The 25,686-nt window shown below is 73.5% G+C and carries 20 protein-coding genes and 1 pseudogene; 1 reads left to right on the forward strand and 20 read right to left on the reverse strand.

What is annotated here, in order from left to right:
• Positions 1-10 precede the first annotated feature (10 nt).
• From ACFYM6_RS29320 to ACFYM6_RS29365, 10 genes and pseudogenes are all read right to left on the reverse strand, one after another.
• Complete coding sequence (locus tag ACFYM6_RS29320; protein ID WP_387280685.1) at positions 11-1,549, reverse strand: lipopolysaccharide biosynthesis protein; 1,539 nt, start codon at positions 1,547-1,549, stop codon at positions 11-13.
• Positions 1,546-3,135 carry an O-antigen ligase family protein gene (locus ACFYM6_RS29325; protein ID WP_387280687.1) on the reverse strand — a complete coding sequence of 530 codons (1,590 nt, stop codon included), beginning with the start codon at positions 3,133-3,135 and terminating at the stop codon, positions 1,546-1,548. The genes ACFYM6_RS29320 and ACFYM6_RS29325 overlap by 4 nt, the downstream gene beginning before the upstream one ends.
• 25 nt (positions 3,136-3,160) lie before the next feature.
• On the reverse strand, positions 3,161-4,108 hold the full coding sequence (locus ACFYM6_RS29330; RefSeq protein WP_387280689.1) for a glycosyltransferase family 2 protein: 948 nt from the start codon (positions 4,106-4,108) through the stop codon (positions 3,161-3,163).
• A complete protein-coding gene (locus tag ACFYM6_RS29335) occupies positions 4,101-5,729 on the reverse strand; it encodes a Wzz/FepE/Etk N-terminal domain-containing protein (RefSeq protein WP_387280691.1) in 1,629 nt (542 codons plus the stop codon). The genes ACFYM6_RS29330 and ACFYM6_RS29335 overlap by 8 nt, the downstream gene beginning before the upstream one ends.
• Positions 5,730-5,904: 175 nt before the next feature.
• Entirely contained in the window at positions 5,905-7,803 is a 1,899-nt protein-coding gene (locus ACFYM6_RS29340; protein ID WP_387280738.1) for a delta-60 repeat domain-containing protein, read from the reverse strand.
• Positions 7,804-8,042: 239 nt separating this feature from the next.
• Positions 8,043-8,990 carry a glycosyltransferase gene (locus tag ACFYM6_RS29345; RefSeq protein ID WP_387280693.1) on the reverse strand — a complete coding sequence of 316 codons (948 nt, stop codon included), beginning with the start codon at positions 8,988-8,990 and terminating at the stop codon, positions 8,043-8,045.
• Positions 8,991-9,075: 85 nt separating this feature from the next.
• Positions 9,076-9,909 (reverse strand): phosphatase PAP2 family protein, encoded by an 834-nt coding sequence (locus tag ACFYM6_RS29350; protein WP_387280695.1) that lies wholly within the window; start codon positions 9,907-9,909, stop codon positions 9,076-9,078.
• A 299-nt stretch (positions 9,910-10,208) separates the two neighbouring features.
• Positions 10,209-11,444 (reverse strand): hypothetical protein, encoded by a 1,236-nt coding sequence (locus ACFYM6_RS29355; RefSeq protein ID WP_387280696.1) that lies wholly within the window; start codon positions 11,442-11,444, stop codon positions 10,209-10,211.
• A gap of 107 nt (positions 11,445-11,551) precedes the next feature.
• Complete coding sequence (locus ACFYM6_RS29360) at positions 11,552-12,454, reverse strand: family 16 glycosylhydrolase (RefSeq protein WP_387280698.1); 903 nt, start codon at positions 12,452-12,454, stop codon at positions 11,552-11,554.
• A gap of 127 nt (positions 12,455-12,581) precedes the next feature.
• Positions 12,582-12,763: pseudogene (locus tag ACFYM6_RS29365) on the reverse strand (shikimate dehydrogenase); the annotation flags it as partial.
• 250 nt (positions 12,764-13,013) lie between these two features.
• Between ACFYM6_RS29365 and ACFYM6_RS29370 the strand changes: the two are divergent.
• Positions 13,014-13,529, forward strand: a complete 516-nt coding sequence (locus tag ACFYM6_RS29370; RefSeq protein WP_387280700.1) for a peptidoglycan-binding protein — start codon at positions 13,014-13,016, stop codon at positions 13,527-13,529.
• Between the two features lie 445 nt (positions 13,530-13,974).
• Here the strand turns inward: ACFYM6_RS29370 and ACFYM6_RS29375 are convergent, their stop codons facing one another.
• The 10 genes from ACFYM6_RS29375 to ACFYM6_RS29420 form a co-directional block, all read right to left on the reverse strand.
• Entirely contained in the window at positions 13,975-14,811 is an 837-nt protein-coding gene (locus ACFYM6_RS29375; protein WP_387280702.1) for a shikimate dehydrogenase, read from the reverse strand.
• Entirely contained in the window at positions 14,808-16,028 is a 1,221-nt protein-coding gene (mltG, locus tag ACFYM6_RS29380) for an endolytic transglycosylase MltG (RefSeq protein WP_387280704.1), read from the reverse strand. Before mltG ends, ACFYM6_RS29375 begins: the two co-directional genes overlap by 4 nt.
• The gene (ruvX, locus tag ACFYM6_RS29385; protein ID WP_387280706.1) at positions 16,025-16,486 is read right to left on the reverse strand and encodes a Holliday junction resolvase RuvX; all 462 of its coding nucleotides are present in this window, start codon (positions 16,484-16,486) and stop codon (positions 16,025-16,027) included. Before ruvX ends, mltG begins: the two co-directional genes overlap by 4 nt.
• A gap of 74 nt (positions 16,487-16,560) precedes the next feature.
• Positions 16,561-19,239: an alanine--tRNA ligase gene (gene alaS / locus ACFYM6_RS29390; RefSeq protein ID WP_387280708.1), complete on the reverse strand. Its 2,679-nt coding sequence runs from the start codon at positions 19,237-19,239 to the stop codon at positions 16,561-16,563.
• On the reverse strand, positions 19,236-19,541 hold the full coding sequence (locus ACFYM6_RS29395) for a hypothetical protein (RefSeq protein WP_387280710.1): 306 nt from the start codon (positions 19,539-19,541) through the stop codon (positions 19,236-19,238). Before ACFYM6_RS29395 ends, alaS begins: the two co-directional genes overlap by 4 nt.
• A gap of 24 nt (positions 19,542-19,565) precedes the next feature.
• Positions 19,566-20,027 (reverse strand): DUF948 domain-containing protein, encoded by a 462-nt coding sequence (locus ACFYM6_RS29400; protein ID WP_073835240.1) that lies wholly within the window; start codon positions 20,025-20,027, stop codon positions 19,566-19,568.
• A 147-nt stretch (positions 20,028-20,174) separates the two neighbouring features.
• Positions 20,175-20,804, reverse strand: a complete 630-nt coding sequence (locus ACFYM6_RS29405; RefSeq protein WP_387280739.1) for a hypothetical protein — start codon at positions 20,802-20,804, stop codon at positions 20,175-20,177.
• 2,435 nt (positions 20,805-23,239) lie between these two features.
• Positions 23,240-24,730: a replication-associated recombination protein A gene (locus ACFYM6_RS29410; RefSeq protein ID WP_387280711.1), complete on the reverse strand. Its 1,491-nt coding sequence runs from the start codon at positions 24,728-24,730 to the stop codon at positions 23,240-23,242.
• Between the two features lie 75 nt (positions 24,731-24,805).
• On the reverse strand, positions 24,806-25,009 hold the full coding sequence (locus ACFYM6_RS29415) for a hypothetical protein (RefSeq protein WP_357442601.1): 204 nt from the start codon (positions 25,007-25,009) through the stop codon (positions 24,806-24,808).
• 90 nt (positions 25,010-25,099) lie between these two features.
• Positions 25,100-25,666: a GNAT family N-acetyltransferase gene (locus ACFYM6_RS29420; RefSeq protein ID WP_387280712.1), complete on the reverse strand. Its 567-nt coding sequence runs from the start codon at positions 25,664-25,666 to the stop codon at positions 25,100-25,102.
• Between the last annotated feature and the right edge of the window lie 20 nt (positions 25,667-25,686).

Genomic DNA, 25,686 nt, shown 5'->3' on the forward strand with positions numbered 1-25,686 from the left:
GTCCTCCTCGTCATCGGGGTGGCCGCCCCAACAGGGTGGGCACGGTGGTGCGCATCCGCCGGCGTAGCTTGGGGTGCAGCAGCAGCGCGACGGCGAGCAGCGCCACCACCCCGAGGGTGAGGAACAGGCCGGCCACGCCCCGACCGGCGACCGCCGCCCCGCCCCCGGCCACGACGGCGGTGCCCGGCGCGGCGGCGACCGCCGCGCGCAGCACCTCCCGCGTGATCAGCGGCTCACCGACCACCCGGCGGGCGGCCGCCGTGGCGATCACGTTCTCCACCACGATGCCGGCCGCCCAGGCCGCCGCCGCACCGAGTGCGCCGTACGGCGGAATCAGCACCAGGGCCAGCCCGACGTTGAGCACCAGGCCGGTCGCGGCGGCGAGCAGGTGCCGCCGGCTGCTGCCGCTCATCAGCAGCAGGGTCTGCACGATGCCGGTACCGGAGTTGACCATCATGGCGCCCGCGAGGACCGCCATGGCGGACGCGCCGGTGGTGAACTCCGCGCCGAACAGCCACAGGAAACCCGGGGCGAATATCGCCAGCAGCAGGTATCCCGGCCAGGACAGCGCGATGATCCAGCTGGTGATCCGCCGGTAGACCATGACCGCCTCGACCCGGCGGCCCTGGCCGAGCAACCGGGACAGCTGCGGGGCAACGGCAACCCGCAGGCCCTGCATAACGAGCAGCCCGGCGAGGGCGTACCGGCCGACCGCGCCGATCACGCCGGCCTCGGCCTGGTCGGCGAGGGCGGCGGTGAGCAGCACGGTAAGCCACATGCTGCTGGCGTCGATGGCCGCCGACGCAGCCCGGGGCAGGGCGAAGCCCCAGAGGGTGCGCCAGTCCTCGCCGACCGGGCGCAGCGCAGCACCGGCAGCGAGGCCGAGCGGGCGGACCAGCAGCGCCGCGCCGACCAGCCCGGCCAGCAGCACCGGGGCGAGCCAGCCGGCGAAGACGGCGGTCACCCCCGCACCGGCGGCGACCGCGGCGAGCACCAGCGCGGGACGGGCCGCGGGCAGCAGGACGTACTGCACGGCGACCAGGGCCGCGACCGGGCGGACCGCGCGGACGGCGGCGAGCAGCAGGGTCATCGCCACCACGAACGGCAGGCCGGCGAAGGCCAGCCGGAGCAACTCCTCGCCCCCGGTCGTGCCGGGATCGAAGAACACCGGCGCGAGCAGCCCGGACAGGGCGACGCCGGCCGCCGCCACACCGACGGTGAACAGCAGCGCCGGCGACAGCGCGACCGGCAACAGGCGGGCCGCGTCGCCGGTTCGGCCCGCCGTGCGCCGGGGCAGGGCCCAGACCAGCGCAGTGTCCGCGCCCGCGCAGCAGAGCGCACCCAGGACGGTGACGACGCCGATCGCGGTGAACATCGCGCCGGAGCCGGCGGGTCCGAGTCCGCGGACGATCACCACGGTCAGCACGAAACCGAGCAGGCCGTTGACGGCCGCCCCGGCCAGTCCGACCATCCCGCTGCGCGTGCCGCGGCGGACCTCCCGCTCGCCGGCGGTCGCGGGCGCGCCCGGCACGGCCGTCGTACCGGTCACGGCGTCCCTCCCTGCTGTGGCGCCCCGGGCGCCGGACGATCCACGACGGTGTCGGGCGGTGGCGAAACGACCGGGTCGGCCGGCGCCCGGGGCTCTGGCACGACCGGCGCCGGCGCGTGTTCGGCCACCGGGTCGGGCGCGCCGGTTGCCGGGCCGGGCACCGGGGCGGCGGTACGCAGCGGCACGGTGGCCACCCCGGCCCACGCGGACGGCTTCCGCCGGCCTGGCACCGCCGCCCGGCCGAAGCCCCTGGTCCGCCACGACCGCAACGGCGCCGGGCGGGACATGGCGGACGGGCCGAGCGCGGCCCGGTTGACCGGCCCGGCGACCGCGGCCAGCCCAGCGCCGACGGCGAAGAAGATCACTGACAGGTTCGGGTCGATGTACGCGTACACCGGAATGACCACCAGGGCGATCACCGGGACCGCGCTCAGCCAGAAGCCGGCCGGCGACACCGCAGCGGCCAGCCGCCGGGCGGCCAGCAGCAGCCAGGACAGGAAGACGAACAGCGCCGGGATGCCGTGGCTGTAGAGGATCTGCCAGATCAGCCCCTGGGTGCCGAGTGGCTCCTCGGCCAGCGTGGTGTCGACGCTCTTCGGCGCGCCGTAGCCGAGCAGCGGCGAACGCTCGACCGCCTGCCAGGTACGCAGGTACAGGTCCATCCGGTCGACGTTGGTGTCGGTGGTGCTGACCCGCGCGTTGATCATGTCCTGGACCGGGACCACGAGGCTGACGATCCAGACCAGCAACACCAGCCCGGCGATGGAGAGGATGAGGCGGGCGTTGCCCCGGAGCAGCGCGCGCAGGGCGAGGTAGAGCAGGCCGGCGCCGAGGCCGAGGAACATGCCGCGGTTGAGCGTCAGGAACGCCGGGACCACCGACAGCGGCAGCGAGAGCCAGAGCGCCCGCCGGAACCGGCCGGTGCGCACCGAGGTCAGGTACGCCAGCACGCACGGCACCAGCAGGGCGTACGCGGTGCCCCAGTTGTTCGTGTACGGGTACGGCGCGGCCGTGCGGTAGATCGGTGCCCGGGAGACCGGGTTGAACTCGTTGAGCCGCACGTGGGTCAGCGCCTGGATGTACCGCTGCCCGCTGATGCCGTGCGGCAGCGCCAGCTCCACCGGGGTGGTCAACGCGAAGGTGGGGGCGAGCACGGCCAGCCAGCCCAGCGCCACGATGCCGAGCCAGTACCAGCCCAGCGGGCGCAGCACCCGCTCCCAGGCGGCGCCCTCCCGCACCAGGGTGTGCACGTACACGCCGACGATCAGGGCGGTCACCAGGAAGCCGAAGCGCAGCCCGAAGGTGAGGTAGGCGGTGGCCCGGTCCAGCCGGCTGGCGCTGAGCAGCACCAGGGCGAGGAACAGCAGCCAGCAGGCGCTGCCGGCGGGCAGCGGGACGCGACCGCGCGCGACGAGCAGGGCGAGCAGCACCACGCCGAACACCGACCAGCCGAGATAGAACGCGCCGAGCGCCCACCACAGCGGCATCAGGGCGAACATCAGGGTCAGCGGCCAGACCGGCAGCGGCGCGGCAGGCATGAGCCGCGACCCGGACGCGCCGCCGCCCGCCGGTCGCGAGGCGCTCACCGGCGGGAGGATCCCGGCCGCCCGGTCAGACACCCCGTCCCGTCCGCTGGGCCAGCCGAAGGACCCGCTCTCCGGACAGCAGACCGAGCACCACGGGGACGGTCACCAGGACGCGCTTCTCGCGCGGGTTGAGCCGGAGCACCCGGCCCAACTCCCGGACCGCCTCCCGGCGGCACCGCCCGGAGGCGAGGGCGAAGGCGATCTGCCCGTGCAGCCGGGCCAGCCCGGTCCGGCTCCGGGCCAGTTCGGGGTGCTTGTCGATGAGGTATCGGGTCGCCTCGACGATCATCGCCCAGCGGCCGAAGAAGAACGAACCCCCATGCCAGTCCACCACCACTAGGACCTCAGGCACGATGACCACCGGGCCGTGCGCGGCGATTCGCAACAGCCACTCGTAGTCCTCGCCGTAGCCGCCGGGCAGGTCCTCGTCGACCGGGCCGACGGCGTCCCAGGTGGAGCGCGGCAGCAGGATGGTGCTGGAGTGCACCTCCATGATCCGGTCCTCGACGAAGTCGGACAGGGTCACCTCGGTGGCGTCGAGCCGCCGTTCCTTGGCGATGCCCGGGCCCTCCAGCCGGATCCCGCAGCTCACCGCGGCGGCGTCCGGCCGGACGGCCAGCAGCTCCGCCTGGCGGCGCAGCTTGCCCGGCAGCCAGTGGTCGTCGTCGTCGCAGAAGGCCAGCAGGTCGTGCGCCGCCTCCTCCGCGCCGGTGTTGCGGCCACCAGGCAGGCCCCGCGAGTGGGTGTTGTTGACGTAGCGAAGTGCCCGGCCGTCCGGCACCGGCAGGTCCAGCGGGCGGATGTCGGTGTGGTCGTAGACGACCAGGCATTCCACCGGCCCGGGATAGTCCTGTTCGAGCACCGCGCCCACGGCTCGCTCCAACAGCCCCGGGCGGTCCCGGGTGGCCACCACCACGGTCACCGGCGGGTACGCCCCGCCCGCCGGGACGGCCGGCTGGTCGTGGTCAGTCACGCCCATCTCCCGTCAGTACGAATCCGAACGGCTCCACGCCCACCGCACGCAGCCGCTCGACCAGGCGGACCAGCTCGGCGATGCGGGTCCGGTCCCGAGCCGCCACCACCACCGCGCGGCCCTCCCGGGCGGCCCGCACGCCCCGCTCGTCGTGCAGCGCGGGCGGTGCGTCGAGCACCGTGAGGCCGCCCCCGGGCAGGGCGTGCAGCTCGACCAGCCGGACCGTGCCGGAGCCGATCCGCAGCTCCTGCCCGTCGGTCCGGGCGCCCGCGCCGGCCGCCGCGGGCCGGCTGGCGGGGATGGCCTGGGTCTTCTCCTCGTTGGTGGCGGACCGATACACCCCGCTGTTCGGCCCGTCCGCGGTCGGGTAGGGGCGCGGCTTCCGCACGGCGGGGATGACGGCCGTCTCTTCGGGTCCGGCGGTGCCGCCGGCAGCCGCCGCCGGTGCGGTCGCCGGCTGCCGCTGCCGGATGACGCGCGCCGGCTCCACCGGCGGGTTGCGGCGCTGCGCGTCCAGCATCAACGGCCGGATCCGGTCCAGGCTCTCCGGCGTGACGCCGAGCTGCACCTCGTGTCCGGCGCCGGCGAGCGCGGCGGCCAGCCCACCGGTCACCTGCTCGCGTCCGTCGTTCGCCGACGAGGACAGCAGCACCAGCGGGCCGCGGTGCGGGCCGTCCACCCAGCGGGCCAGCGCGAGCGCGAGGTACCGCAGGTCCGACTCGTCGGGGTGCCCGCCGCGGTTGCGGCGGACCGTGCCCAGCAGCGGCGCACCGATCGCCGCCACCGCCTCGGCCGTGGTGCGCAGCCGTCGGTCCAGGGATTCCCGCGCGAAGGCCACCAGCGCGCCGAGCAGCAAGCCGCCGAGCAGGCCCGCGACGAGGATTACCGGCGCGGCGTCCCGGCTGGACGGGATCGGCTCGCGGGCCGCGCTCGTGATCGACCCGGGGCTGAGGTCCGCGGAGGCGATCTTGGACCGCTGCTCGGCGAGCGTGGCGAGCTGGTCGTTCAGCGCCCGCAGCTGGTCCAGCAGGGCGCTGGTGCGCGGCGACGGGCTGTCCGCGGGCTGGCTCGGCAGGGATCGCTGGGTGGTGGTGCGCTGCGCCGTGACCACCGCAATCGTGTCGTCGTACGACTTCAGCACCGCCGCGCGCTGGTTCTCGTAGATGCCCCGGCGCAGGTCCAGGTACGCCTGGCCCGCCCCGTTGGCGCCCTGGACCGCCTCCCGCTCGCTGTGCGCGGCGTAGTTGAAGCGCATCACCTGGCCGCCGACCGGGGTCTCCACCTCCAGCGCGTCGGCCACCTCCTTGGTGTCCCGGCCGGTGATGGCGGCGACCTTGTCGATGACGTCGTTGCTGGTCGCGATGCCGCTCTCGGCCGTCATGTTCACCGCGCGGTCGGCGCCACCCGAAGGCACCGAGAACGGGTCGGTGACCACCGGGCGGATCACCACGGCCGTCGTCGCGGTGTACGTCGCCGGCAGCACGAACAGGTAGACCAGCACGGCCAGCAGCACCGCCGCCGCCACGCCGAGCACGGTCCGCCACCGGCGGAGCGGAACCCGGGCCAGCTCGACGAGGCCGACCGGGTTCTGTCGGGCGGGGGCGACGTCGGTCACGTCCATCAGTCAGGTCCTTGCGCGATGAGGAATGGGTAACCGCCTCGGGCCGGAGCGGGACCACCCGGGGTGACGTCTCATTGTCACCGGCCGGGTGCCGGTTGCGGCAGTGCGACCCGAGCCGTCCCGGGCGGTCCGCCATGCCACGAGGGTGGCGGGACCGCCCGGTCGGATCGGACCGTCAGGAGGTGGCGAAAAAGAGCGTCCTGCTCGACCAGTTCACGCCGCCGCCCGCCGCCGCGAGCTGGACCGAGGCGGCGCCGTCGACGGCCGTCCCGTCGAACGGCACCGCGCGCAGCGAGCCGTCCTGATTGCCGTAGACGAGCTTGCCGCTGACCCAGGCCAGGCCGCGCACCCCACCCCAGGCCAGGCCTGTGCTGGGCAGGGTGAACTCGGTGCAGCCGACGATGTAGCCGTCCGGCTCCAGATACCGGTAGAACAGCCGGTTCGTACCGGACTTGGTGTAGTACATCCGGCCGTCGAGATAGAACGCCCCGGTCATCGCCGCCGCGTTGAACCAGTCGTTGTAGCCGCTGCTCACCCAGGGCGCGCCCACCGAACCGCCCGAGAAGATCGACACCTCGAGGTAGCTGCCGCTCGGCGCGCTCGCATCGGTCTTCGACCAGTAGACCTTGTTGCCGATCGAGAAGGACGCGCCGGCAGCGGTGAGGTTCGCCTGGCTGGTGCTGACCGGGGTGCCGAGCGTGGTGCCGTCGAACGGGGTCTTCGTCGCCTGCCCGTTGGCGGAGGAGACGTAGAGGAAGCCCGACGCGGCGGCCGGGGCGTTGACCGCCGCCACCGTACGCCCGCCGGCCAGCGGGAACAGGCCCATCCGGCCGTGGTACTCGTTGCCGACGCCGTCGGAGTCGAAGCCGGCGTACAGGCCGGTGCTGCCGCGCCACAGCTCCCACATGATCGGGCCCCAGGTGGTGGTGCCCGCCGGGGCGCCCGAGCGGCCCGGGTTCCAGACCAGCGGCATGCCGTTGATCGGGTCCAGCGCGCCCAGGCCGAACCGGTTGATCGCGCCGGCACCGGCCGAGTCGTTGCCGTTGGCGTTGTTCAGCCAGCGGAAGTGCCCGCCCACGTAGACCACGTTGTCGGTGACCTCGACCGAGGTCACCGAGTCGGTGCCGGTGTAGTTGACCCAGGTGGCGTCGATGCCGGCACCCCGGTCCACGGTCTCGAACCGGGCGATCGCGTCGCAGTACGCCCCGTCGCCCCGTCCGCCGTCGGCGATGACGACGAAGTAGGTGCCGTCGTCGGAGAAGTCGACGTCCCGGGCGTAGAACGGGAACGACCAGTCGTAGCAGGGCGCCACGTACCGCTGGGTGCTCCAGTCCGCCACGGCCGGGGTGCCGGCCAGGTCGACCACCACGACCTGGTTGCGGGCCTGCCCGTTGACCTGGGTGAAGTTGCCGACCGCCACCAGGGTCCGGCCGTCCGGCGACACCGCCAGGCCCCAGACCAGCTCGCTGCTGGCCCGGGCCACGCTGGCGTCGATCTGGAAGGTCGGGTCGATCGCGCCGGTGGTGGCATCCAATCGGGCGAGCAGCGAGTGCTGGGTGCCGTTGACCCAGTGGAACGCGCCGGCGATATAGAGCTTGGTGCCGACCACAATGGTGCGCCGAACGAGACCGCCGTCGCTGCGCCCGGCCCAGCTGGCCACGGTCGCGCCGCTGGTCGGGTCCAGCTCGACCAGGTTCTTGCGGCTGACCCCGTTCACGTTCACGAAGGCGCCGCCGACGATGAGCTTGCCGTCGGGGCTGACCGCCAGGGCGTGCACGGCGCCGTCCAGCACCGGGTTGAACCCGGTCTTCAGCGCGCCCGTGGTGCGGTCGTACGCGAAGAGGTAGTTGCGGGTGGTCCAGCCCGCGCCGCCCGCCGCCTTGACAGAGGTGAACGATCCGCCGACGTACACGGTGGTGCCGATCTCGGCGAACGCCTTGGTGTCGCCGTTCTGGGCGTGCGGGGTTTCGTCCGCCGGATTCGCCGACGTGAGCGTGCTGGTGACCGGCGTGAGGCCCGCCGCGCGGGCCGGCGCGGCGAGCAGCCCGACGGCGAGCACCGGCGCGGCGAGCACAGCGAGCCACCGCCACACCGGTCGAGACGTTCTGTGAAGCACTGGCGCCCCCAATGAGGTAGTGAGAACACGACTAGCTTGCTGGAAACGGACATTCGACACCATCAACCGACCGGTCCGCCCGGTCACCGGCTCGGTCCGGTCCCGACGTACGAGTCGCGTCCCGGGGCCTCCGGTGTGGACGTGGCTCCGTTGTCGACCGGCGGAGGCGGGCACGAGGTGGTCCGGCCGAAGCGGCCTCACGTCGGGTCCGTCCACTGGAACGGCGCGACGGCACCGCTCGCCTCGACCGTCCACGATGCCGCCTCCGTCAGGTCCTCGAACGTCACGGCGTCGGCTTCCCGGGCCAGGACCAGGCCGCGGCGGTCCAGATCCCAGGCCAGCTCGACCTGATGGTCGTCGACGTGCTCGTCGTGGCAGCGCCGGCGCGGCACGTAGACGGCCCGGCGGCCGGCCCGCATCGCGGCCAGCGCCGAGCCCACCCCAGCGTGGGTCACCACCACGTCGGCCTCCCGCATCGCCTGCTGCATCTCCGCGTACGGGACCTGTGGGCGCGCGCCGGCCGGCAGCTGGGGGATCCGGGTGGACCCGACCTGCCACAGCACCTCCACCTCCGGTGGCAGCACCTCGACCAGTCGGGCCAGCAGCCGGGGGAAGCCGAAGTGCTGGTGGGTGCCGAGGGCGACGACCACCCGGGACACCGGCCGCGGAGTGGCGAGGCGACTGGCGCGGTAGCCGTCGAAGACGGTGCCGCCGTACCGCCACCGCTCGTCCGCCCAGCCCGGGTACTGGGTGTAGAGCCGGGTGCGGGGCACCCAGGCGACCAACTGGCCGGTGAGCGAGGGGCCTTCCGTACGGGTCGCGCTCTCGATGTAGTGGCAGGCGAGCCCGCGCCGGCTGGCGGGCACGAAGAAGGACATGGCGACGCTGGCGCCGGTGCTGACCACCCGGGTGAACCGGCCGCCGCGCAGCACCCGTCGGGCGGCCAGCAGGTTACGCGCCGCTCCCATGGCGTCCCGGGTGGTCGCGGGCGGGATGTGGATGACCTCCTGACCCTCCAGGAGGGAACGGCTCTGCGGCGAGTCGAAGGTCGCCCAGACGCAGTCCTCCCGCAGGCCCAGCCTCGGCCGCAGGTCGTACAGCTCGGCGAGATGCCCACCGGTGGAGGCGACGAGAAGGTTGGTCACGTCTTGCCCAACTTCCGTTCGAAGGGTGGCGGCAGGGCGGTTCCGGGCCACCGCGGGAGGAGGTCACGGGCGGCCCGGGCTCGGGTCAGGTGCCGATCGTGACGTCGTCGCGCGGGGCCGGCGCGGTGGACCGCTCCGGGGACCGGACCCGCCCTGCCGCCACCAGGACGGCGAGCACCATCACGCCGGTGAGCAGGGAGCCGAAGATCCAGCCGCCGACGACGTCCGTGAGCCAGTGCTTCTCGGCGTAGACGCGGGTGTAACCCTCCACGGTGACCAGCATCGCCAGCGCGGTGACCAGGGTGACGCGGACCCGGCGGGGCATCCGCCAGGTGAGCGCGGCCAGCACCAGGATCGTGCCGAAGGTCATCAGCACCCGCGCGCAGCCGCCGGACGGATAGGTGCCCAGGTCGGTCGGCGGGTGGCCCCGGTCGACCACCAGCTTGAGGATCTCCTGGGTGTACTGCTCCACGACGAACTGGAGCGGCAGCGCGACAAGCGGGATCCACCAGCGCCGACGCCGCCAGGCGACGGCGAGGACGAGGGCGGCGACCACGGTGACCCACTTGAGCGGGTACCGGTCACCGATCGCGGTGACGAACGAGTTGACCTCGGCCCACCCGTCGACCCGCCGCGCGTGCACGTACTCGAACACCGGATGGTCGACGTGGGGTTCGAGCCGGGACAGGGCCTCGCCCAGCGGCCAGCAGACGGCGACGACCGCGGCCGAGCCGGCGAGCAGCACGACCACGGCGGCGCCGAGCCGGCCGAAGGCGGCGGTGAGACCGGCGACGGCGACGCGCAGCCGCCCGGCCGTCCGGCTTCCCGCCACGGCCGGCGCCCAGCGGCCGGCCAGCCACGGAACGAGGATCGCCGGCAGGAGTACGGCGAGCACCCCGCAGACGTAGATCAGGATCACCGGCGGTCACCGCCGTCGGGCCGCCGGGCGGGCGAATCGGCGTCCGTCCCGGGCCGCGCGACGCGTGCCCGCCGCCGCACGCCCTCTGCCATGCCAGCCACCGGCCGGACCTCCCCGTGCCCACGGTCCGGGGGCGCCCCACGCCACCCGGGCCGGATCGAACCCGCCACCACGTGACAGGTGGTGATCGAGTGCTGACACCCTAGTGGAGCTTCCTCGCCGGCGGTAGCGAGGGCGACGGCTCTGCGGTGTTTTTTCCCGTATTCCAGTCGCCTCCCCGACAACGGGCACCGACCGGCTCAGTCTCGCGGCAGCCCCAACCGGTCGGCAAGCAGGTGCAGCAGGGTGGGGTGCAGCTTGCTGCTCCAGCCGCCGCCCCCGGCGGCGAGTTCCGCGGTACGCAGCCACAACTCGACGAGGTAGGCGTCGGCGACCAAGCGACGGCGCGCCGGGTCGAGACCAAAGGCGGCGCCGTACCGTTCTAGCACCGCCGTCATCTCGCTCGCCGCCTCGGCCACCGGCCGGTCACGCAGCGACAGTGCACTCTGGAACGCCTGGTGGGCGAGGTCGAAGCCGACCGGCCGCCCGGTGCCGCTGTTCTCCCAGTCCCAGGCGAAGAGGCGGCCCCGGTGGGTGGCGAGGTTCCAGGGCACCCAGTCGCCGTGCCAGTGGCCGAACTCCAATGTGGTCGTCCCGTCCCGGTCGGCGAGGGCCGCCAGCGCCGGGACGACCGGCCCGCCGGCGCGTCCGGCACGGGCGGTGAGGTCGGCCAGGAACGGCGAGTCGGCCAGCGGCCGGGGCGCGGCCGGCGGGCCGCCGCGCCGGGCGACCGCGAGCATGGCGGCCACCTCCGGCCGTTCCGGGCGGGCCAGCCGGCGCACGCCGGCGGGCATCGGCTCGACCAGGGTCACCGCCAGGTCGCCCCAGGCGAGCTCCCGCAGCAGCCGGGGCACCTCGGGAAACTCACCGGCGCCCCGCGGCAGCTCCCGCAGCGCGTCGGCCTCCGCGCGGACCATCGCCCGGGTCGCCTCGTTCCAGCCGACCTTCGCGTACGCCCGCGCGGCGCCCCGGTCGTCGAAGAGTTGCAGCGTCGGCTTGTGGTGCGGATCGGGTGGGCGGATGCCGATCGCGGCGTGCAGGGGGCAGCCCTCGATCCGGGTGAGGTACGCGGTGAGCAGCAGCTCGGCCGGATCGGCGGTGGCCGGGACGGCGACGGTCAGCACCGGCATCCGGGCCAGCTGGGTGGCCCCGAGACCGGCCAGCACGCCGACGGCGAACCGGTTGACGCGGACCCGGGGCGGCCGCAGTGCGTTGTACGCCAGCGTCGACGCCGCCCCGACCCGGCGGGACGGCAACGGCAGCAGGAACTTGGCCCGCTCCATCGAGGGCACCACGGCGTACCGGGCGACGACCCGGTGTCCCGGGGGCGGCACGGCGGAGCCGGGGCCGACCCCGAGCCACAGCCGCGCCTCCCCGAAGATCGCCCGGCTCACCCAGCCGAGGCCGTCCTGGCGGATCCGCGGGTCCTCCACCACGTCATGTCCTCCCCTGTGCCAGCCCTGCGCCCCGGCACACTGGCGGTCACGATATTGGCGACGGGCAACGGTCCGGCCGACGGGCGCGGCGGCGCCGGTGTTGACGGTCAGCGCTGCCAGACGCGCACGTAGTCGACCCGGAAGTCGGCCGGAAAACGAGTGGCCGCGTCGGGACGGCCGAGCCAGCCCCCGACCTGGAAGTTCAGCCGCAGGTTGAACGGCTTGTCGAAGGCCTCGTCGAACCACGGCGTGGTGCCGCGATCCCGCTGCCAGACCTGCCGGCCGTCGATGTACCAGCGGATCACCCCGGGCTCCCACTCGGTGGTGTAGGTGTGGAAGCCATCGCCCGGGTGCCCGCTCGGGAACTCCCAGCGCTGGTCCTGCTTGACGGGGGTGTAGTCGTAGAAGATGGCCTGGGTGGCGGCCCGGTGGTACGCCGCGCCGCCGGGCAGCTCGACCACGTCGATCTCACCCTTGCCGCCGTCGTCCGGCCGCAGCCAGAACGCCGGCCACAACCCCTGCGAGTCGGCCGGCCCGTTCGGGGACTCGGCGCGCACCTCGAAGCGGCCGTAGCGGAACGAGGCCTTGCCGATGGTGTCCAGGTAGCCCTCGGTGTACTGCCGGAGCTGCGAGCCGCACACCGTGGTCTTTCGCTGCGCCCGGAGGGTCAGTACGCCGCCCGAGACGATCACGTTCTCCGCGTCGTCGACGTTGCAGCCGAGGTCGATGTCGCGCGCCTCGCCGTTCCGGACGTTCCACCTGGCCCGGTCGACCGTCGACCCGTCGAACTCGTCCGACCAGACCAGCCGCCAGCCCGGTACGTCCGTACCGGGGCGGTCGGCCGGGGCCGGCGCGGCCGGACGGGCCGCCGGCATCACCTCGGCGGCGACCCGGGGCAGCGCCAGGGCGACGAGGCCGGCGACCAGGGCGGCACCGAGGACGCCGAGCACCACGGGCCGGCGGGATCCGCGAACGGCCGGACGGTCGTGCTGGGGCGGGTGCCCGGTCACAAGCACTCCCTGGTTCGGCGAAGGGTTGCCGCAGCAGCGTATCGACCTGTCGCACTCAGAAGACGGACCCCGGCCGCCAGTCGAAGTGCCCGGCGAGCGGGTCGGCCACCCCCTTAGGCACGGCCGAGATCACCACCGACAGCCGGGCCCACTCCGGGCCAGGCCCGGGACCAGGCCAGCCAACTCCTCGGCCGCGCACTCGATGCGCGTGTACGACCACCCGGTCAGCCCGGCCGCCGCGCACCCCGCCTCGTGGATCACCGGGGAGAGCGAGTGCGCGATCGGCTTACCGACGACCGCTGCCCTCACGTGCAGTTGCTTCCCGTCAGCACCTTGTTGTCGCACATCTACTTCTGCAGCGCCCTGAATTCGGCGGGGCGCTGCCAGCAACCCCTGGATCCCCACCACCGCCTGACCGCCCAAGATCGGGCACCTATCCAGTTACTTCAAAACCGGCTCTTCCCAAACGGTCCAGTTGTGGCAATACTATGCATGCATCGACGCAGGCCACTACATAGTGTGTGCGGCGCTAGGCGTCGAGAACGGGGAAGGAAGAGGCTTGAAGAGACTAAAGGGAACGGCGGTAAGCACTGCCCTCATCACCGCGGCGGTAATGCTCGGCGCTTTTGGGGGCGCCGCACCCGCTGCAGCATCCGCTTCTGCCGGCTACATCAGCGGGGTCGACGCGGTGACCGATGACTGGGGTGATGAGGGAACGCTCAGCACCACAAGTTATGCGAACAGCAGTGCCGCGGGGCTCTGGCAGCAGGTTCTGGTCGCCGACGGACTGATGAGCAACCTAGACGTCGACTGCTCGTTTGGCCCCAAGACCGAGGCGGCCACCAAGACCTGGCAGAGCCGAAACGGCCTCACCGCCGACGGGAGGGTCGGGCCCTTAACCTTCGGAAAGGCCGACAATCGGCTCACCGATCAGGGTGGCGGCTATGTCTACTACCACGGTTCGAACGGCGTTTCCGCGTTCAAGCGAATCAACGGGCAATATTGGACCCTCTTCTACAACTCATACGACACGTGGTCGGTTGCGTACTACAACTCGAAGCCCTCTTGGTGCTAACGAACAAGCAAATGCCGTTGTCAACGGCTAGAGGAAAGGTAGCTGTTCACCTCGACTTGCAGCGGATGCGATCCACCGCGAGCTGCGCATACTCGATCCCAGCATGATCGCCGGCCGCAGGTGCGTGCCGAACGGTCGGATGAATTGCAGGATTTTGGTCGCCTTGCGGCAGGCCGCCAATGCCGGCCGTTCAATTTGTACGCCTGATTCAGGGTGAACAGTCACAGAGGAAAGGTGTCCCATGGGTTCCATCGGACACCTTTCCTCTAACCCGAGTTGCCTCAGGTCAGTACGGCAGCCCGGGTTCGTTATGTAGATGCCGGTTGATGAGTTCCGCAGCGGTAGCGAGTGGTCCGGGCTCGTGCTTGGCGTTGGCGTCGCCAATGGCAAGACCAAAGGTCATCATCGCCGATGATCTTGAGTCAAGTCAGGTCTAACGAGACAATTAGTGCTGTCCCAGGTTCCAGCGACCGTTCGAACGGTCGCCGAACAGGGCGGCGGCCATCGCCGCGCGGGGCGCGGCAACGCCGGTGAACTGCACGAACTGGTCGACCGCCTGGGCCAGCAACAGGTCCAGCCCGGAGACCACCCGGCAGCCGGCGGCGAGCGCAGCCGTGGCGAGCGGGGTGGGCCAGGGATCGTAGAGCGCGTCGAAGAAGACGGACCCCGGCCGCCAGTCGAAGTGCCCGGCGAGCGGGTCGGCCACCCCCTTCGGCACGGTCGAGATCACCAGATCGGCGCGGGCGTGCGCCGGGGCGCCGTCCCAGTCGGCGCCGGCCAGGGGCACCCCGACCGCGCGGGCCACCGGGCGCAACTCGTCGATCGCCTCCGGCCGGCGGGCCACCACGGTCACGTCGGCCGCGCCGATCCGGGCCGCCGCCGCGATCGCCGCCCGGGCAGTGCCGCCGGCGCCGAGCACGGTCACCGTGGCGCCGGCCGCGCAGCCGGCCGCGGTGAGCACGTCGACCATGCCGGTGACGTCGGTGTTGTCCGCGTACCAGGTGCCGTCGGGGCGGCGTACCAGGGTGTTGGCGGCACCCACGGCGGCGGCGACCGGCGAGACCTCGTCGGCCACCGCGAGCGCCGCCTCCTTGCCCGGCATGGTCACCGACAGCCCGGCCCACTCCGGGCCCAGGCCCGCGATCAGGCCGGCCAACTCGTCGGCCGCGCACTCGATCCGGGTGTACGACCACCCGGTCAGCCCGGCCGCCGCGTACCCCGCCTCGTGGATCACCGGGGAGAGCGAATGGGCGATCGGCTTACCGACGACCGCTGCCCTCACGTGCAGTTGCTTCCCGTCAGCACCTTGTTGTCGCACATCTGCTTCTGCAGCTTCTTGAAGTCGGCATCGTTGGAGCCGTAGCCCATCGTGCCCTTCTTGTCCACCGTCATGAAGTAGATCCAGTCACCCGGCGGCGGGTCCAGCGCGCCCTTGAGCGCACCCTCGCCCGGGTTGCTGATCGGGGTGATCGGCAGGCCGGCCACATTGTGCGTGTTGTACGGGTTCTTCAGATCGTTGATCTCGCTCTGCAGCAGGTCGTCCGAATCCTTCGGGTCCTTGCCCTGCAGCCTCAGCCAGTAGTTGATACCACTGTCGATGCCGAGGCACTTGCAGGGGATCTTGCCGCGGTAGACCCGGTTGTAGATCACCTGGGAGACCTTCGCGAAATCCTTCGGGTCGACCGCCTCGGCCTGGGCAATGGACGCGGTGATCAGCGCCTCGTACGGCGAGATCTGCCGTTCCGTCTTCACCCGGTCGACGAAGTCCATCTGCTGGGCGACCCTGAGGAACTCGTCCACCATCATCTTCAGGATCGTCTCGGCGGTGGCCTTCGGCGGGATCTCGTAGGTGGACGGGTAGAGGAAACCCTCGATGCTCTTCGGGCCCTTCTTGCCGTCCTCGCGCTTGAACCAGAAGGCCGGCACGCCCAGCTTCTCCGGGTCCGCCGCGGCCTTCTTGAACTCGGCGACCGGGATCTTGGTCTCCTTGGAGAGGATCGCGTAGATGTTCAGGGTGATGGTGCCCTCGGGGATGGTCACCCCGTTGACCACCCGGCTCTTCGGGTCGAGCAGCAGGGTGACCACGTCGGCGGCCTTCATCTGCTTGCGGACCTTGTAGCTGCCGACCTGGATGTTCTTGCTGCGCGAGTTCGCCTCGGCGGCCTCGATGAACGCCTTGGTGCTCTTCACGACCCCGGCGTCGTAGAGGGCGTTGCCGATGTCGGTGAGGGTGTCGCCGGCCTTGACCTGCACCAGCACCTCGCCGGAGCCCGGGCCGTCGTAGTCGGGGGTGACGAGGTAGCTGCGGATCCGGTCGAAACCGACGTAGGCACCGCCGCCGATGCCGCCCAGCAGCACGAGCGCCATCAGGAGGGCGAAGACTGTCTTGCCCCGGCCGCCGCGCGAGCCGCCGTTGCGCTTCCGTACCGCGCTGCGCCGGTGCCGGCCCTTCTCCCCCCTCTCCTGCTCGTCGAACACCACGTCAAGGTCGTCGATCATTGCGTCCGCCTCCGCTGTGCGTCCAGCCAGCTCTGCAGAATCTCCACCGCGGCGGCCTGATCGACCACCGCCCGTTGGCGCTTTCCCCGGACGCCCCGTTCGGCCAGCCTACGACTCGCGACCACGGTCGACATCCTCTCGTCCGTCAGCGTCACCGGAATCGACCCCATTACATCGGCCAAACGGGCAGCGTACGCCGATACGTTCAGCGCCGCCGGGCCATGCTTTCCGGCGAGGTTGACCGGCAGCCCGACGACGATCTCGACCGCCTCGTGCTCCGTGGCAAGCCGGACCAGCTCGGCCATGTCGGTCGGCACCGCGTCCGGCGCCGCGGTCAGGTCACGGGCGAGGGTGACCAGCGGGGTGGCCAGGATGCCGTGCGGATCCGACCTGGCCACCCCCACCCGGACCTGCCCGACATCCACCCCAAGTCGAACCCCGCGGGTCGGTTCAGCCATCTACCGGACACCTTCCCGCCGGTACGGGTCAGGGCGGACCGTTCGGTCCGCCCTGACCTCGATCGATGCGACCATCACGCCTCGGCGATCGCCTTCTCCACCGTCTGGAGCAGGTTCGGCGCCTCCGCGGCGGGCAGGCCACCGCCCTGAGCCAGCTCGTCGCTGCCGCCGCCCCGACCGGAGAAGGCCGCCTTCACCAGGTCCTTCGCGCTCAGGCCCCGAGCCCGAGCGGCCTGGTTGACTGCCACCACCAGGGACGCCTTGCCGTTCGCCCGGGCGGCCACGGCGACCACCGCCGGCCGGGCCGGGTCGATCCGGCCTCGGACCTCCTGGGCCAGGGTCCGCACGTCGTTGGCCGCCGCGCCCTCGGGCGCCTCGGTCCCGACGTACGCGACGCCCCGCACGTCCCGGGCCTGCGCGGCCAGTGCCGCCGCGCCGCCCAGCACCAGCTGGGCGCGGAGCTTCTCCAGCTCCTTCTCCGCGTCGCGGAGCTGGGTGACGGTCTGCTCCACCCGGTCGGCGACCTGGTCGCCGGGGACCCGGAACAGCTCGGCCAGCCGGGAGACCAGCAGGTGCTCGCGGGCCAGGAAGCCGAACGCGTCCATGCCCACGAGGGCCTCGATCCGGCGCACACCGGAACCGACCGACGCCTCGGAGAGGATCTTGACCAGGCCGAGCTGGGCCGAGCGGGCCACGTGGGTACCGCCGCAGAGCTCCCGGGCGTAGTCGCCCACCTCGACGACCCGGACCCGCTCGCCGTACTTCTCGCCGAACAGCGCCATCGCGCCGATCCGGCGCGCCTCGTCCTGGGTGGTGATGAAGGCGTGCACCTCCAGGTCGGCCAGGAGCACCTCGTTGACCTGCTGCTCGACGTCGTGCAGCACGCTCGGCGCGACCCCGGTCGGGGTGTTGAAGTCGAACCGCAGCCGGCCCGGCGCGTTCAGCGAACCCGCCTGGGTGGCCGACTCGCCGAGGAAGTTGCGCATGGTCTGGTGCACCAGGTGGGTGGCCGTGTGCGAGCGGGAGATCGCCCGCCGGCGGGACACGTCGATCTCGGCGTACCCGGTCTCCCCGGCGCGCACCTCGCCCCGGACCACCCTGGCCCGGTGCACGATCAGCCCCGGCACCGGCTGCTGCACGTCGAAGACCTCGAGCTGGCCGCCGCCGACCGTGATGAGACCCTGGTCGGGCTGCTGGCCGCCGCCCTCGGCGTAGAACGGGGTGGTGTCGAGCACCAGCTCGACGGTGTCCCCCTCGACCGCCGCGGCCACCTCGGCACCGCCGGCGAGCACGGCGCGTACCCGGGACTCCCGGTTCAGCTCGGTGTAGCCGGTGAACTCCACCGGGCCGCCGCCGTCGAGCACCGACCGGTACGCCGACACGTCGGTGTGGCCGGTCTTTCGCGCCTGCGCGTCCGCCTTGGCTCGGTTGCGCTGGTCGGCCATCAGCCGGCGGAAGCCGTCCGCGTCGACCTGCAGGCCCTGTTCGGCCGCGATCTCCAGGGTCAGGTCGATCGGGAAGCCGTACGTGTCGTGCAGCTGGAACGCCTTGTCACCGGAGATCGAGGTTTGCCCGGCGGACTTGGTATCCGCGATCGCGGTGTCCAGGATCGTGGTGCCGGCACGCAGCGTGGCGAGGAAGGCGTCCTCCTCCGCGTACGCGTACTGGGAGATCCGGCCGAACTCCGCGGTCAGCTCCGGGTACGACGGGGCCATGCAGTCCCGGGCCACCGGCAGCAGCTCCGGCAGCGCCCGGTCCTGGTAGCCGAGGAGGCGGACGGCGCGGATGGCCCGGCGCATGATCCGCCGCAGCACGTAGCCGCGCCCCTCGTTGGACGGGGTCACTCCGTCGCCGATCAGCATCAGCGCGGTGCGCACGTGGTCGGCGATCACCCGCAGCCGGACGTCGTCCGGGTGCGACTCGCTGGCCGCGTGGCCGGAGCGGGTGCCGTACCGCTTGCCGGTCAGCTCGGCGGCCTTGTCCAGGATCGGCTTGACCTCGTCGATCTCGTAGAGGTTGTCCACGCCCTGGAGAATGGACGACATCCGCTCCAGGCCCATGCCGGTGTCGATGTTCTTCGCCGGCAGATCGCCCAGGATCGGGAAGTCCTCCTTGCCGACGCCGGGCCCCCGCTCGAACTGCATGAAGACGAGGTTCCAGAACTCCAGGTAGCGGTCCTCGTCGACCTCCGGGCCGCCCTCCCGCCCGTAGGCGGGGCCCCGGTCGTAGTAGAGCTCGGAGCAGGGGCCGCACGGGCCCGGGATGCCCATCGACCAGAAGTTGTCCGCCTTGCCGCGCCGCACGATCCGCTCGACCGGCACGCCGGTCCGCCGCCAGATCTCGTACGCCTCGTCGTCGTCCAGGTAGACCGTGGCCCAGATCCGCTCGGGGTCGAGCCCGAAGCCGCCCTGGTCGGCCGGCTTGGTGGCCAGGTCCCAGGCGAACGGGATCGCCCCCTCCTTGAAGTAGTCACCGAACGAGAAGTTGCCGTTCATCTGGAAGAACGTGCCGTGCCGGCTGGTCTTGCCGACCTCGTCGATGTCCGGCGTACGGATGCACTTCTGGACGCTGACCGCACGGGAGTACGGCGGGGTCTGCTGGCCCAGGAAGTAGGGGACGAACTGCACCATGCCGGCGTTGACGAACAGCAGGTTCGGGTCGCTGATGGCGGGCAGCGGAGCGGACGGCACCACGGCATGGCCGTTCGCCTCGAAGTGGGCGAGGTACCGCCGCTTGATCTCCGCCGTCTTCATCGCTGGTGCTCCTCCGGGAAAATCTCTCGGTTGCCGATCCGCGGGTCCTCCCGCAACTCGGCGAACTGGTCGTCGTACACCTCGCCGCGGGCGAAGGCCTCGTGGATCTCCTGCTCGCGCTCGGCCATCCCGATCCGGACGTCCTCGACGAAGCCGCGGACCGACTCGACGAGGCTGCCGGCGGATTCGGACAGGCCGCTGGCGATGCCGGCCGGCGTGTACGCCTGCGCGGTGCGGGTCGCCTTGCGGACCACCAGCACCCCCACGGCCAGCCCGATGCCGAGCCAGAACAACCGCTTCATGTCACAGTCCTCCCGCTCGCCGGGTCACCGGTTGGCGCGCTTCTCAGCGCGGCGCCGCTGCTTGATGATGTCCCGGGCCTCCCGCTCGTTCTCCGCGTGCCGGCGGGCGGCCGCGGCCCGGCGCACGCCGTAGCCGAAGGCGGCCACCTTGACCAGCGGGTTCGCGGCGGCGGCGGAGACCACGGCGGCGAGGTTCGCCACGTTGGCGGTGACGTTCTGCGCGTGGCTGGTCATGGTGTCCACCTTGGCGAGCTGCAGGTTGACCCCGTCGAGGGAGGTCTGCACCTGCTCGAGGGCGGTGTTGACGTTCTTCACCGTGGTGTTGACGTCACCCAGCAGCGGTGCGGAACGGTCGTTGAGGTCGTTGATCATCCGGGTGGCAGCGTCCACGGTGTGCCGCAGCCGCAGGATGGGCAGCGTCAGGATCAACACGAGCATCGCGAATGCGATTGCCGCGACCAGCGCCGCGACCTCCATAGGTTCCACGCCTGTCCTCCTCGACCAGGGTCCCGGGGCCCGACGCCCCGAGACGCGCGACCGTCCTGTGCACTCCGCCTCGGCCCGGCCCGTCATGACCGACCGCACCACCGGACCCGCCAGCCCCAGACCCTACCGTCCGTGATGGAGAGGTGCTCACGACGGTGAGGGTGTCAACTCGCCGAGTGGATCGTCGGTGAGCGTCGGGAAGGGATCCTCACCGGTGAGTGACGGATCAGTGCTCGGCTGCGGCCCGGTCCGCTCGTCGTCGATCGCGTTGCGGACCTTCACCGACACCAACGACCCGGTGCACGTCTGCGCTGCGGGCGAGGGGGCCGGAGACGGCGCGGGCGCCCCGTCCACCGGCGGCGGCACACAGGCCGGCTCGCGTACCCAGAGGTCGAGGGTGAGCTCGTCCCGGCGCCAGCAGGTGTAGTTGCCCTTGGCCGGCTGGCCCGGGACCTGCTCCGGGCAACGGGCGACCTTCCAGCGCTGCCAGCCGTCCTTGGCGAGGGCCTGCTCGTACGCCTGCGCGGTCTCCTTCGGCCCCTGCTGCGACTCGATGGTCCGTTCCCGCAGCCGGCAGTCCTGCAGGCACCAACGGCTGCCGCTGACGTTGTCGACGGTTGTCACCGCAGCCCACGAGGGCACGTCCAGCCCGTCCAGGGTGTCGAAGACCGGGTCGTGGCTGAGCGTGCGCACCCCGAAGTAGAGCGGGACCGCACCGAGCAGCACCAGGCTGACCAGGACGAGGATGCCCAACCGCAGGCGCCGCCGTTCGCGCATCTGCCGGCGCAGCTCGGAGCGGGCGCCGCGCAGGCCACCGGCGGCGGTGGCCGCCCCGACCGGCTCCGCCTCGGCTCGCCGCAGCGCCGGTCCGGCCCCGTCTCCCGGTCCCGGTCGCGCGGGCTCCTGCGTCGGTACGACCGCGGCCGCCCGGGCCACCGCCGGCTCGCCGGTCCGCCCCGGCGGGGGCAGGGCCGGACCGGGCCGGTGCGGCTCGGCCGAGGGCGGGGTCGCCCGCCCGGCCGGGCGCTCGTCCGGGTCGGCGGGCCGGGCCACGGACGCGGCTGCCCGGGCCACCACCGGACCGCCGGCCGGGCCGGTACGCGGACCGGGCTCGCCGCCCGGCTGGGGCGCGCGCCCGTCATCGCCGGGCATACGCGGCGGGACGGGACCGTCCGGCCCCGGTCGGGCCGCGCCCCGGGCCGGGCCGGCGGTCCGGGCATCACCGGCGGCCGGCCCTACTCCGGGCCGCCCGGCCGGGGCAGATACCGGGCCGGGCCGCCGCTCCGGATCGCCACCCGAGGGAATCCCGCCGGTCCGCGCCGGGTCACCGGCGACGGGAAAACCGCCGGTCCGACCGGGATCGTTGGTCGGCAGGCCGCCGGTGCGGTCGGGGTCCGGGGTGCGGCCGGCGTCCGGGCCGGCGGGTCGGCCGGCCGGCGCGGCGGGACGCGCGGATCCCCGGGCGGCCCCGGACCGGTCCGGCTTGACCGGAGGCACGGCAGCCGCGCCGGCCCGTCCGGTCGCAGCACGGCCGGGGCCGGCGGGGGTGACCCCCCGGCCCGCCGTCGGCTCGTCCATCGGGGCAGCGGGTCGGCCCGCCGCCGGCATCGCGGCGTCGCTGTGCTGGGCGCGGCCGGCCTGCCGGAGCCAGTCGGCGGATCGGTCGGGACGCTGCGGCCGCGGTTCGTCGATGTCCTCCCGGGCCGCACGGCGTGGACCCGTCCGCGGTCCGTCCACGGCGGACCGGCGTCCGCCCGGCGGCTCCGGAGCGGCCCGGCGACCGGCCGAGGTGGGTTCGTCGTCCGGCACGGCCCGATGCCCCGACGGCGGCACCCCGTCGTCGGGGGGAGCCGCCTGGCGGCCGGCGGCCGACCCCGCGTCCCCGGGAGCAGCGCGGCGCGCGGTCGGCGTCGACGGATTCACGGCAGCCGCGCGGCGACCGGTCGAGGTCACGGCATCGTCGGGCGCGGCCCGCCGTCCGGCCGGCATGGCTGCGTCATCGGGCGCGGCGCGGCGACCGGTCGGGGCGCTCGGGTCCTCCGGCCGCCGCCCGGCGGGGGACACGTCGGACGGGACGTTCGGTACCGGCGGGGCGTTCCCGCTGCGCGGTACCACCACCGGCTGGTCCGGTTCGGCGCGGCGCCGGCCGCCGGCCCGCCCGTCACCCGGCTCGGCGGGGGCGTCCAGCCGCGACGTGCCGGCGGTCGGGTCGGGCGCAGCCGGGCCCCGGCGGCGCCGCGGCTCGGGGGCGCCCGGCAGCGGAGCGCCGGTCACCGGGTCGACGGCGGGGCGGCCGCCGGCACCGGGGGCGGCCGTGGCACGGGCCGAGGCCACGCCGGGCCGCCCGGCGTCGGGCTCGGCGCCCTCGGGCAGGGCGCGACGGCCCCCGCCGGACACGGGTCGGACCGCCGGATCGACGCCACCCGCCCGGCCGGGGGACGGGGCGGCGCTCGGTCCGCCGGGCCCGTCGGACCCGTGCCGGCCACGCGGCGTGGGTGGGACGGCGGCTCGTGCCCCCTCCGATGCCGGAGGCTGCCAGCCGGGGCCCGGGGGCGGGGCGGCGGGGGCCCGATCCGGGCCGGGTCCCTGCCCGGCCCGGTTCGGGACGGACCCGCCCGACGGCGCCGTGCGCTGGCCGGGCGGGCCGCTCGTCCGGCCGGGCGCCGGGGGCACCGGTCCCTGCTGGCCGGTCGGCTCGTCCCCGCCACGGCGCGGCGGCCGGGACGGCTCGGCCGGGTGCCGGGTGGGCTCCGGTGCGCCGGGCCAGGGGCCCTCGACGGGGCGGCGTCCGGCGGCGGGGCCGCCGGGGCGGACCGGGGGCGTGGCGGGTCCGGCGCCGGCCGCCCCATGCCCGGCGGGCGGGCCGTCGGGCCCGGGTCGGCCGGCACCGGGCGGCGGCACCGCACCGGGACGGGGACCGTGGGTCGGCTCGGGCGACGGCCCGCCGGGCCGGGGGCCGGGGGCCGCCGGCGGCATCCCGCCGCGCGGGGGCGGCGCCGCGCCGGGGCGGGCACCGGGATCGTCCCCGTCCGGGCCGAGGTCGGCCCGCTGCTGCTTCGCCGTACGCAGGTCGTCGATCCAGCCGAACTCCTCGCCAGCGGTCGCCGCGTCCGGCTCGGCGTCGGCCTTGCCGCGCCCCCACCGGCGGCCCTTGGCACGAGGGTCTCGCCGCTCGTCGGGGCCGTCCTCCGGCCGCTCCGGACCACGCGCCATCACTGCTGACCCTCTCCGACGGCGTCACTGCCGCCCTCATTCGCCACGTTGACCTGCTCGGCGCCGGGCGGGCGACCACCGTTGACGGCGGCCTCCACCCGCGCCGCCGGTGTCGGCAGCCCGCGGACGATCCGGCGGAGCAGCGGCAGCCGGCCGGCCACCGCGCGCTCCGCACCGTGCCCGCTGGGCCGGTAGTAGTCGGTCCCGACGAGATCGTCCGGAGCGTACTGCTGGGTGACCACCCCGCGGTGGTCGTCGTGCGGATAGCGGTAGCCGGCGCCGTGCCCGAGCCCCCGGGCACCGGAGTAGTGGGCGTCGCGCAGCCCGCGGGGCACCGGCCCACCACGGCCGGCGCGGACGTCGGCGATGGCCGCGCCGATCGCCGTGGTGGCCGAGTTGGACTTCGGTGCGGTGGCCAGATGGATCACCGCCTGAGCCAGGTTGAGCTGCGCCTCGGGCAGCCCGACGTACTCGACGGCGTGCGCCGCGGCGGTGGCGACGGTCAGCGCCGTGGGGTCGGCCATGCCGACGTCCTCGCTGGCGAAGATGACCATCCGCCGGGCGATGAACCGGGCGTCCTCGCCGGCCACCAGCATCCGGGCCAGCCAGTGCAGCGCCGCGTCCACGTCCGAGCCGCGCATGCTCTTGATGAATGCGCTGGTCACGTCGTAGTGGGCGTCGCCGTCGCGGTCGTACCGGACGGCGGCGACGTCGACGGCCTGCTCGGCGGTGGCCAGGTCGATCCGCCCGGTGCCGAGCGCGGTGGCGGTGGCGGCCGCCGCCTCCAGCGCGGTGAGCGCCTTACGTACGTCGCCGCCGGCGAGGCGGACCAGATGGTCCTCGGCCTCGGTCTCCAGGGTGAGCGCGCCGGCCAGGCCGCGCTCGTCGGCGACCGCGCGGCGCAGCAGGCCACGCACGGCGTCGTCGTCCAACGGCTGCAGGGTCAGCAGGACGCAGCGGGACAGCAGGGGCGAGATGACCGAGAAGTACGGGTTCTCCGTGGTCGCCGCGAGCAGGGTGACCGTCCGGTCCTCCACCGCGGCGAGCAGCGAGTCCTGCTGGGTCTTGCTGAACCGGTGCACCTCGTCGATGAAGAGCACCGTCTGCGGCCCGCCGGAGCGGCGCTGCCGGCGAGCGGCCTCGATCACCGCGCGGACGTCCTTCACGCCGGCCGTCAGCGCGGACATGGCGACGAAGCGCCGGTCGGTGGCCCGGGCCACCAGATGGGCGATCGTGGTCTTGCCGCTGCCCGGCGGCCCCCAGAGGATCACCGACATCGGCGCCGCGCCCTCGACCAACTGGCGCAGCGGCGCGCCCGGGGCGAGCAGGTGGTCCTGCCCGACGAGTTCGTCGATGCTGGCCGGCCGCATCCGAACGGGCAGGGGGGAATCCACCCCGACGGCGGTGAACCCGTCGACGCCGCCGGAGCCCGCGGGGGCGCTGGGCGCTCCGGCGGGTTCGCCGAGGGTGAAGAGGGCGTCGGACTCCATCACGAGAACAGTACCGGGCCGGCCCGACGACGCTGGAATCGCGCCGCTGGCCCGGCCCGGGTTGATCGGTTCCGGTCAGCCGCGACCCGGCCGCCGGCCCCGGTACCAACGGCCGCCGCGCGCGCCGGAGCCCACTCCGGCCAGGTAGAGGGAGAGCAGCAGGAAGCCGATCAGGCTGAGGGTCTGCGCGTTGAACAGGTCGGGCGCGCCGAGGTTGGTGTTCAGGAAGTCGAGCAGCAACGCGAAGCCGAACACGATGGCCGCGATTATGGCGAGCATGGTCGTTCCTCCGGTGGGGGTCCCAGTAGGTCGGCGACGGATGTACCCGATCGGTCGGTTCGCCAATCTCCACCCTGGACGGGGCTCCGCTCAGCCGGCCGACCACGGGTCGGTGGCGAGGACGGCGTAGCGCACGGAGTCCCACCAGGCGCCCCGGACGAAGAAGTGGTCGCGACTGATCCCCTCCTGCCGCATCCCGACCTTCTCCAGCACCCGCCACGAGGCGGCGTGGTCGGGGCGGGTGGTGGCCTCCACCCGGTGCAGGCCCACCTGCTCGAACGCGAGGCGCAGCAGCAGGCCGGCGACCTCGGTGCCGAGGCCCCGGCCCCAGTGATCCGGGTGGATCACGTACCCGATCTCCCCGCGCCGGTGCTCGGGGCTGGTGACGGTGAGGGTCCCGAGACCGACCAGCCGGTCGGCCGAGGCGGCGGCCAGCCGGTACGACAGGCGCGGCGAATCCTGCGCGGCCCGGCGCCACGCCGGCAGGACCGCCTGGATCTCGTCCACCGACGGCGGCGACTCGTCCAGCACCCGCTCGACGACCCGCGGGTCGCTGTACAGCGCGTGCATGGCGACCAGATCGTCGTCGTCCCACTCACGCAGCAGGCAACGGTGGCCGGGCAGTCGTACCGGGTGTGCGGAGCGGATGCCGGGCATGGGGTCTCCTCTCGTAGGCT

The sequence above is a fragment of the Micromonospora sp. NPDC006431 genome (assembly GCF_042870725.1).
In the GTDB taxonomy this organism is placed as follows: domain Bacteria; phylum Actinomycetota; class Actinomycetes; order Mycobacteriales; family Micromonosporaceae; genus Micromonospora.

Bases quoted from the DNA above. Each gene is read 5' to 3' on its own strand.
- mltG (WP_387280704.1), bottom strand. From the start codon at position 16,028: ATGATCGACGACCTTGACGTGGTGTTCGACGAGCAGGAGAGGGGGGAG.
- alaS (WP_387280708.1), bottom strand. From the start codon at position 19,239: ATGAAGACGGCGGAGATCAAGCGGCGGTACCTCGCCCACTTCGAGGCG.
- ACFYM6_RS29405 (WP_387280739.1), bottom strand. From the start codon at position 20,804: ATGCGCGAACGGCGGCGCCTGCGGTTGGGCATCCTCGTCCTGGTCAGC.
- ruvX (WP_387280706.1), bottom strand. From the start codon at position 16,486: ATGGCTGAACCGACCCGCGGGGTTCGACTTGGGGTGGATGTCGGGCAG.
- ACFYM6_RS29415 (WP_357442601.1), bottom strand. From the start codon at position 25,009: ATGCTCGCCATAATCGCGGCCATCGTGTTCGGCTTCGCGTTGCTGCTC.
- ACFYM6_RS29335 (WP_387280691.1), bottom strand. From the start codon at position 5,729: ATGGACGTGACCGACGTCGCCCCCGCCCGACAGAACCCGGTCGGCCTC.
- ACFYM6_RS29420 (WP_387280712.1), bottom strand. From the start codon at position 25,666: ATGCCCGGCATCCGCTCCGCACACCCGGTACGACTGCCCGGCCACCGT.
- ACFYM6_RS29410 (WP_387280711.1), bottom strand. From the start codon at position 24,730: ATGGAGTCCGACGCCCTCTTCACCCTCGGCGAACCCGCCGGAGCGCCC.
- ACFYM6_RS29395 (WP_387280710.1), bottom strand. From the start codon at position 19,541: ATGAAGCGGTTGTTCTGGCTCGGCATCGGGCTGGCCGTGGGGGTGCTG.